6 protein-coding genes are annotated in these 8,705 nt (G+C 55.5%); all 6 read right to left on the reverse strand.

Annotated features, from left to right (window positions below; translation table 11 throughout):
- Positions 1-460: 460 nt before the first annotated feature.
- Positions 461-1,918: a TniQ family protein gene (locus L1069_RS22960; RefSeq protein ID WP_237457191.1), complete on the reverse strand. Its 1,458-nt coding sequence runs from the start codon at positions 1,916-1,918 to the stop codon at positions 461-463.
- The gene (locus L1069_RS22965) at positions 1,915-2,889 is read right to left on the reverse strand and encodes a TniB family NTP-binding protein (protein WP_129369576.1); all 975 of its coding nucleotides are present in this window, start codon (positions 2,887-2,889) and stop codon (positions 1,915-1,917) included. The genes L1069_RS22960 and L1069_RS22965 overlap by 4 nt, the downstream gene beginning before the upstream one ends.
- 6 nt (positions 2,890-2,895) lie before the next feature.
- A complete protein-coding gene (locus tag L1069_RS22970; RefSeq protein ID WP_237457192.1) occupies positions 2,896-5,088 on the reverse strand; it encodes a hypothetical protein in 2,193 nt (730 codons plus the stop codon).
- Positions 5,088-5,756, reverse strand: coding sequence for a hypothetical protein (locus tag L1069_RS22975; protein WP_237457193.1), 669 nt, complete (start codon positions 5,754-5,756; stop codon positions 5,088-5,090). Before L1069_RS22975 ends, L1069_RS22970 begins: the two co-directional genes overlap by 1 nt.
- A 654-nt stretch (positions 5,757-6,410) precedes the next feature.
- The gene (locus tag L1069_RS22980) at positions 6,411-7,511 is read right to left on the reverse strand and encodes an AAA family ATPase (protein ID WP_237457194.1); all 1,101 of its coding nucleotides are present in this window, start codon (positions 7,509-7,511) and stop codon (positions 6,411-6,413) included.
- A 920-nt stretch (positions 7,512-8,431) separates the two neighbouring features.
- Positions 8,432-8,705 (reverse strand): hypothetical protein (locus L1069_RS22985; protein ID WP_237457195.1); only part of this gene is annotated, 274 nt, incomplete at its 5' end.

Genomic DNA, 8,705 nt, shown 5'->3' on the forward strand with positions numbered 1-8,705 from the left:
AGCTTTGCTTGACGTTCACGACTGTGAATTGATCAGGTTTTGAACCAAAAAAGGCATTCACTGGGTCGGCCAGTATCCTTAGAAAATTGCGTCCGCCGGGTCTTGTGGCCCATCCGGCCGCAACTTGATCCCGATTTACAACTGCCGCCACAGCTTCCCCATAAGAAGACAGAGCACCCAGTGAGCACCCTATATGTTGATTGGAGCTCGACTTCGCGACATCCTTGCCCCAATTCCGAGACAACTTTGCCCCGATTTACATCTGTAAATCTTGATCGAGTTCCCACCGGTTCCAAATTTACCTATTAAAAATCAGATACTTATGCGATCACCCATTCTCCGTCCGGCACGAGTTACCACCAGAATTGGCACGAGTTACCACCGAAACCACTACGTTCGCCAAAAGAAAAGGGCCCGCAAAGCGGACCCTCGAAACGGCAAATCCTGATTTAGCTATTTGCTATCCGGCACCGACAGCATCTGTCAGAGATACCAGAACTTGCGACAATCCTGGTGGCGTGTCTCGGCGCCAAGCTGGGATTTCACCTGACAGTATGCCGTAGACCAAGTTGAGCGTTGTCCCAGCACCGCGCTGGCATGCATATGCGATTGTGTGCAGGTCCTTTCCGGTTTCCGATGCCACCGGGAGCGCGTTGAGCGTTTCGAGGAATGTGTCGAGATGGCGCCGTGAGAAGACAACATTCCGCACAGCACCAGGCTTATCGCGGGGAACCAAAGGGCGAATGATCCCACCAGCGTAGAGGGTTTGGAACTGGTTTTTGGATGCGCCAATATAGGCCGGGACGTCCTTCATCTCGATGGCAGTCTGGAAATCTACAATCAATCCGGTGATCTCCTGGGCATCGAACCGCAACAGACCACATTCGGCATGGGTCGCCCCCGCAGGTATCTTCCCCAATTTTTGCAACATCCGGGACATGCGAACACGGGGAATATTGGTTTCCTCGCTCAGGCTATGGACAGAGTGGTACCGGCGTTCCTTGATTTCGTATCCAAGCACCGTGTCACCTCGGCTGAGTGCGTCATGCTTGATAATGTGGTTGCGCAACAGATCCCGTACCGGGCCGGGGTCAATTGCGTTGCAGCGGCGGTCCAGCCAATCGAACAGGGGGCCATACTTTGCGAGCGGCCCGGCTTGAACCGCAGTCGCCGGAGATCTGCGGCGGATAGTGTCGAGAGCCTCGGTCACGGCACCTGCGCCTTCCCGGTAAATAGCAAAGCCAATGTCGGCAGCCGCTTCCTGATCACTTGCGCGGAGCTTGTAAGGTCGCACCTTGTGACCATGCTCCAACACCGCGCCCAGCATCATGGAGGTTTCAAGAACCTGTTGGACTGTTTGACCGGCCAGCCACTTTGGTTCTTCCCGCGGTCCGTGCAAGCGGTTGTCCAGCCAGGCCAGATACTCAGGCTGGTCCCCGTGACAGGGTGTGACTGCACCTGCTCCCGGCGCGACCAGGCCATCCCGCAGATCGAACCCTTTCTGGGTAATCCGACGGAGCGATGTGTTATGATGGACGCATCGGTGGGCCGGTGCAAAACACCAGATCAGCTGTTGCCGCCATGCGTATGGGCTGCCGTCCTCGGCAAGGCAGACAGGACAGTACTTGTCTGCTTGCCGCACAACGAAGGTTTTCGCCATTTTCGCACCACGAAATTCGACGTGTTTTTTCTTCCCTGTCAGAGCAGCAGATTTCAGGATTTCGGCGTCACCGCCGGTGGCGCTGGCAAACGCTTCGACGGCTTCGTGGCGGCCCATCAGGAAATTCTCGACTGGGATGCGGAGATCATTCAACAGCCGTCTCATGCCCTTTCTTGTGTGGACAGCAGAAAGGCGAGCTGCATAAGACAGCAGGGTTTCCTGCAGATCGAAAGGGATGTAGGGCCTTAAAGTGCTCATCGGACCCACCCCATGCTTTCCAGGTTCTCGCGAATGGCGGACCAATCACCACTGGAAAATGGAGCAGCCTCCCGTCCGAGATGAAGCTTTTCGAAACAGAGGGCTGCATCGCTCAGATCAACGGCCCTCCTGTTCATGATCATGGCACGGCGCAGGGTCTGTTTGGCGAGGCGAATGCTCCGGCCGGCATCGCCATTTTCTGCAAACAGAACGCGCTCCGCGAAGCACATTTCCGCTGGCAGATCGAGCCCGAGATGCTGGGCACATTTTGCGACGCAAAGGCCGAAACGATGTGCCTCGCCAGACCCTTCCTGAATGCGCCGCAGGCGCATTTTGATAAACCGCCGGTCTGTTTCTGGGTCTGACAAGACCCCCTCGTACAGCTTCTGAACACCGGAGAGAATGACCGCCACGGAGCTGTCGCCCTGCAACAGGTTCTTCATCGTCTGAACCGCACCTTCAGTATCTCTGCCGCTGCCCTTCCGAAGAAGATGATGAGCTTCATCGATCACGAGAAGGCTCACCCCGCACACAGACATGCGGTGGCGCGCCACCTCCCAGGCTTCGTCGCCGTGAATGTTCGACTTCATCTTTGTATAACCGGTTCGTTCTGCGATCGTGATGGCAAGGCTCTTAATAGTCGCGGCAGGCTTCACTGTTTCGAACAGCGTATTCCCTTCGGATGTCTCAGAAATCACTGAGAATGCGGGATTGGTGCGCAGCATGCGCCGCAAAAGCGACGACTTGCCCGAACCGGAATCCCCTATCAGCATCAGCCCAGCGGTCTCACCATTCAACGGGTCGCGAACCGGCGTGGCGGTCAGCGCCCCGGCCCCATCAATGGTGAAAAGATCTGTCAGGCAGTCGGCCAGTGCCTCGTCGCGATCGAGCCGAAAATACCTGTCAGCAAGCCAAGTTTGCAGGTTGGAAACATCGGGAGCGGCAGTGCATGTGGGTTGGATGTTATTCATCTTGGATTACTCCATCAGGTCGTCGTCGGGGTTTTCGGAAGTTTGGGGGGTCGTGGCCGCGGCGCCGTTGTCCACGCTAGATGTGTGCAGTGCCTTAGCGGGCTGAACCTTTCCAGCGAACAGATCCTCTGCTGGGCCAGCCAAATGACGGCGCTCGGCTGTATCCGTGAACTGGGAAAAATACGTTTCCGCATTCGCCAGATCCTGTGCCTCCCGAGGGCGGGCGTAGAGTTTGTTCAGGCACTTCAGCCGGTTGGAACGCTTGTCCAGTTCGTGGATCAAGCGCAAGCGCGCCTCTTCGGCTTCTGGATTGATCTCGTTGCGCTCTGCAAGCCATTCACGCAGATCATCATCTGTCTTGCCGATCCATTCTTCGTCGGCTGCCGTGACAGTTGTCCAATCGCCGTTGTCGTAGCGCACTTCGATGGCTCCGACATCGCCGTGCCAATAGCAAACCTCGGCGGTCTCAGGCCCTTTGTCGGCGAACTGCTTTATTACAAAGTCTGTCTGATAGTTCAGGCACATTACCCGAATGCCATGGCGCCCGGACTTCCGTGTCAGCCGGGTGCCAAAAGCAAGACGCATCTCACGGTTTGATAACGTTTTTGGACGGACATCGGCGGTGGCCCGCTCCCAGGCCTGCAGCGGAGTAATGCCAAGCCCGGAATGCCGATCATTGTGATAGGCATCAACTGTCCAGCGAACCAGCCAACAGAGGAACTCCTCCACCGTCAGGGTTGCCCTTGCAGCGGGGTCGTTGCTGCCCCGCTCCAAAGGGTTGGAGAAGTTCCGGCCTGAAAACCGCGCCAGGAGCTTGCGATGGATAGTTCGGAACACACGCTCGATAAACGGCTTCAACCAAGGTTTTCCGGCAGGTGCCCCAAGGTTGGTAATCCCAAGCGATGCCAAGATGTGGTACGCTTCATCTGAAATGTACTTACCGGCCCGATCGAGTATGAGCTCCTCCACCTTGCCGTGCTGATACCAATCGTGCTCGCAGCCGAGTTCGTCCGAGATTCGGGACTTGTCGGTGTAAATCATTTCGAGGGTCTGGCGCAGCGGATCCGCGATCCCCTCTGGAACGATCTGCAAAGCCAACAAGCAGCGAGTGTGAACGTCGATGGCCGCCGAGATGACAACTCGCCGGCGGCCTCCATCAAGTCCAAGCGCCTTTTTTTCGTCAGGTGTCAGATATTCAAAAAGACCTGTGATCTTCATCAATAGGGTCAGGTCGATCGTGTATTCGTCGATTTCGACCCTTTCCAGTGCGCGGGACGTTTCGACTCCAACCCCCAATGCATGCAAGTCTTTGTATGCATCATCAATTCCGTGAGAACGCCCGGCGTGGGCAGCATACCCCATTCGCCTCGCCTGTTTCTGGACGTAAGCGTAGCCCGGCAAGGGCAGCGTAGGTTGCGGAGGGGTTTGTGAAAAACGGCGGGCGTTTTCCGCCTGAATGGCCGCACGCACGCTATCCTTCAGCGCTGAGAAATCCAGCCGCTCCCTGTCGACCAGGGCGTCAATGAGGTCAGCAACGAAATCGTCAAGTTCGCTCGGATAAGGCGTGTTGCCGCCGCAATTGCGGTATTTGTCAAACAGGCCATCTTCGCCCTTCGATTTCCACGTCCGAAACCAGTTGTAAAACGACTGACCACCATTGCTGCCGCCGCGCAACTTGAGCTTGAACTGGTGCTCTGGCCGCTGAAGAGAGCCATAAACTGCACGCTTTCCGTTTCGCGCCTTAGGCTCTCCCAGTTCAGCAACGAGCTTTGCGTGAATACTCCGTGCTCGAGACGTAATCAGCTCGGCAAAGCGTTCAAACTCGGCCCGGCGCCCCTGGAACATGTCCTCGGCTATCAATTCTTCCGCGGCCAGGGCATGAGCCTTCTTGACCAGCATACGTGAGGTCTCGTCGCGGGTTCGCCAATGCCGACGGATTGTTTGCTTGTCGAGTACTATCACTTTGGGGCGCTGGATTACGACCAACTGCCCATAGTTGTTTTCGTTTGCGACCCGCTCGTGCGTGAGCATACCAGGCTTTCGCTCATGCACCTCGCCGGTATCGGGATCCACCCATTCCTCCCAAAGGACAAGATACCCCTCCTCACGCTGTTCAATGACTTCAGCGTGCCGGGGACCGATGCGGAACCGGCAACGCGGTTCCAGCAGGTATCGGTATTTTTTGAATGGGGCCGCCATCAGTGGATCGCTTTCCCGGAGATCACTGTTGCCGCGCCAATACGTTCATTTGAGGCGACCTTTGCCAGACCTTTGTGTATGGCGCGAACAACACTGTAGAAGCCAGCTGGGCCGATACCGCTTTTCGCCAGAAACTGGCGGATCATTGTTGGCGTCCTGAGCGATTTCAGAGCTTCAGCCACAGCTTCGTCCATGACTGGTTCCGGAAACCGCGCGGAATGAAAAAGCTTGGCGTTGTGAAATTCTATCGGGTCGATGTTCTGCTCGGTCACAACACACAATTCGTCGGCTACTGCAGGGATTGCGGCATCGGCGACGGCCAGCATTTCAGCGCGGAACTCATACCTTTCTGCAAACTTTTTGGGCTTCACAGCCAATGCAATGCGCTTGCCACTCTTCAAAGTCAGGCGGAAATCGAGCCAGTGCGGAGCAGGCGCGCCAGAGAACTTGCGGACCAGCACAGGAGCCAGCTGTTCCTCTAGATCGAGAAAACCAGGCCGATAGATGCAGCAAAGCGAGGCTTGATACTCCAGATAACTGTTGAAGCCGAAGGCTTGCTGGCGGCCGTCTGCTGCCGTGAAGGTCGTTTGGCCGACCCAATGGTAGGGCGAGCTTTTGACGATTTTGCGGTGCCCGCGGCCGGGGCGATAATTGTCATCGTAGTTCATTTCAGATCACTCTTGGGCACACCTTCTCCGTCTCCTGAAAGCTGGTGCTTTCAGGAGCTTGTAAGGTGTCAGTTGTCTTCAGGTTCGGCGGGGTGTGGCCCGCCCTGGCGCTAGAGCACTAAGGTGTTCGTAGCCGTTCGGCGGTCATCGCGCCGCTGCCAGCACAGCTTCGTGTTCCCTTTCTCACGCTGCCATTTGCATGCAGCGCGCCGGTTTTCTTGCTGTTGCCCAATGCGGGCTTTGAATTTGAGCATGACTTCTCCGTTTCCAGGAAACTCAGTTCCTGAATTGACAAACATGCCGGGTAAACCGCTTGCACTTTCGTTTGAAGTGAATAGGCTTATGCCATGGAAACAGTCGGGATTCCCGGCTCACTCAGGCCCCATCCTCCGGATTGGGGCCTTCTTCTTTTCAAGTATTAATAGCTGGTCTGGGATACTCCTTTTTGCCGTTTGAGTGTATATTGGCTCGACACTGGGAAAATCTTGAGTCGAAACAGCCACTTACCTGCCACTTGTCCACAACTTTGGAATCGCGCGGACGTCGCGGCCGTTCACGGCGCCGGGCAAACTCCTCACAGAACATTGATTCCAAAGAGAAACCTTCCGGGAAACGGCAACAATCCGGCACCTTGAGATTCGCCGCAAAACTAGGTCAGTTCCGGGCAGACCTCTGCTCCAACCGCTCGCCGCGCTCTAGCATCCGGATAATTGCACGTAGATCTAAGCGGTGCTCCTTAGTGAAAGCCCAGGCTATCGTGTCGCAGATTGCCTCTGCGGTTTCGTCGCTGAGGCCGCGTTCGCTTGCCTCTCTCATCGCAAAGCCGCACAGATCCTTTGCAGAAATTGGCTGCAATCTGATGGGTGGACATCGGCTCAGTATGGGGTCAGGCAACTGCCGCCAGTCATTTGAAGTCAAAATCCAGCCTATCCAACTCATGTCGCATTCCACCTGAAAATACGGGCAGGACCAGCGCCGGGCTGATTGCAGTTCAAAAAGCGGCAGCAGGGCATTTAGCAGATTGAAGGTGTGTCCGCCCTGGGACGTCGGTTTCCCCGCCTTTTCCACCTCATCAATTATGACAAGCGGGTTCCCCACGCCATGTTCAAGGACCAGGTTTATAAGCCGCCCTGGCGCCGAATTACTCCAGCCTCGCTGACTTCCAACCAGTCCGAAACTGGCAGACTCGACTGTGGCGTCCAAAAACAGATTTGGCACGCCCATCAAGCTGGCTAAACGCCGTGCCCAAGCACTTTTACCTATCCCTGGCGGCCCATCGAGTAAAAGCGGTCGGATCCTAAGTCCCTGAGTATCGGAGCGCACCGCACTAAGCATTGAGTGCCACACTTGCTCGGTCGCAATCGCAAGCCAGGGGAACTCCGCATGAAGGCGCGCCGCAATCTCATCAGCATGGTTTTCAGATTTTAGTTGGACTAGCTGAACACCATCCCTGCGCGCTTCAAGTCGCTTACGGTCTTCGATTTTTAACCGGGAAATTGGAAGGCTTGCCCGGTACCGTTCGCTGATCAAACCGGCTCGGCGAGCAATACGCCGCCTTGCCTGATGCAAATAGAACTGCGATTTAGTCTGACCCGGGGAGGCATCGTCTTCCGGTATTTCTTGGCTTGTCTCGCCTGTCTGTTTGGCCTTGCGTTCTTGCAAACGCTGCAGGTGTTTGGAAAGGCGCTTTTCAATCCGGGGCGTAGCCATTTCTGGATCCGGGAACTTGCTATGAATGAACCTTATTTTGGACATGGTCTTTTCTCGTCAGGGCAAAGCAGGCACAGCCTGCGGTACGAAGTTCGGCAGGGGTTGATGATGTCGAAGAGGGCGGTATTCATCCGGAGAGGCCAGGATCGATCCAAAATCCGAGCGCAAATCTCAGCGCCTCTGAGCCTGCATCCTCATTTTGACGCACGAAGCCAGGGGCATCGGCCTGCGCATGGCGAACTGGATGTATCTGGGGTGAACCAGGAAGCACGGGGCTTCCCTGCTGAAAACAACAGAACATTGATTTTCTCACAGTTGAGGGGCCGGCTGCCCGGAAATGGGCAGCGGTGATCGCTCTACGCGGACACAAGGCACAACTCCGTCTGCGTGCCGCTGAAGGGAAACTCCGAGCGAAACGTGACGGCTGACTTGGTCAGCGTATGCTCCATCGCACCCGGGCGCTAAAACGTCCGAGCTGGATGCAGCCGTATTGGGGAAGACAGTCGCCGTCCTTGAAATCCGAGGCCGGGTTTGCTATCGAACCAGTGCTAGTTGGTGGACTTCAATCTGCCTTATGAACACGTCCGTTCCTTTGCCGAGGTTCGGGCGTTTTCATTTTGAGGGGTCATTTCTGCATCGGCGTTTTTCCTAGATTGGTTAGGTTCTAAAAGGCCGGCAGCCGAGCGGAAGCCCCTCTTCCGGCATTCGGTGAGGATAGCAATCTGGCCCCTATCCGGGAAGAATTTTTGTTGTTTTTATTCAACGTGATACAACGTAGATCAAAGTTCTGTTTTCACTCCCGCCCACTTGATGAGCACCTTACAAGTTGTGCCTGCGCCAGGCTGCGGCACAAGTTTCAGCAGTCCTTCTAGTTAGACAGAAATCCGAAAAGAAAAGGCCGCTGCGTGTTTTCGCAATTGGCCCGGTCTCAAGGATAGGGTGTGGTCTGGCTCACGCGTTCCAGCTCATTGGTTTTCGCGAAATTCAGAGGCAGAAAATTGCATACAGCGGTTACTGATTCGGTGAAGTTCGGTATGAACAAGAGCGGTGAACTCAACAACTCCATGTACTCGCCCCGGGAGGATCAGCTGATAGCGAACGGCGCCGCAGATGCGAAATTGGGCTTCAAGTTCATGGAAAAGGAAAATGATACGCAAGCGTAGGGCAAGGAAGGTTTTTCCAATGTCATGAAATCTACCGGCGCATTCGGTTCGGGTGATTTCAGTTTTTTGGGTTTTC

It is taken from the genome of Leisingera sp. MMG026, assembly GCF_021654205.1.
Taxonomy (GTDB): Bacteria; Pseudomonadota; Alphaproteobacteria; order Rhodobacterales; family Rhodobacteraceae; genus Leisingera.

What these genes read in the sequence shown, in the direction of transcription:
- L1069_RS22970 (WP_237457192.1), bottom strand. Translation starts at nt 5,088, where the DNA reads ATGGCGGCCCCATTCAAAAAATACCGATACCTGCTGGAACCGCGTTGC.
- L1069_RS22980 (WP_237457194.1), bottom strand. Translation starts at nt 7,511, where the DNA reads ATGTCCAAAATAAGGTTCATTCATAGCAAGTTCCCGGATCCAGAAATG.
- L1069_RS22975 (WP_237457193.1), bottom strand. Translation starts at nt 5,756, where the DNA reads ATGAACTACGATGACAATTATCGCCCCGGCCGCGGGCACCGCAAAATC.
- L1069_RS22960 (WP_237457191.1), bottom strand. Translation starts at nt 1,918, where the DNA reads ATGAGCACTTTAAGGCCCTACATCCCTTTCGATCTGCAGGAAACCCTG.
- L1069_RS22965 (WP_129369576.1), bottom strand. Translation starts at nt 2,889, where the DNA reads ATGAATAACATCCAACCCACATGCACTGCCGCTCCCGATGTTTCCAAC.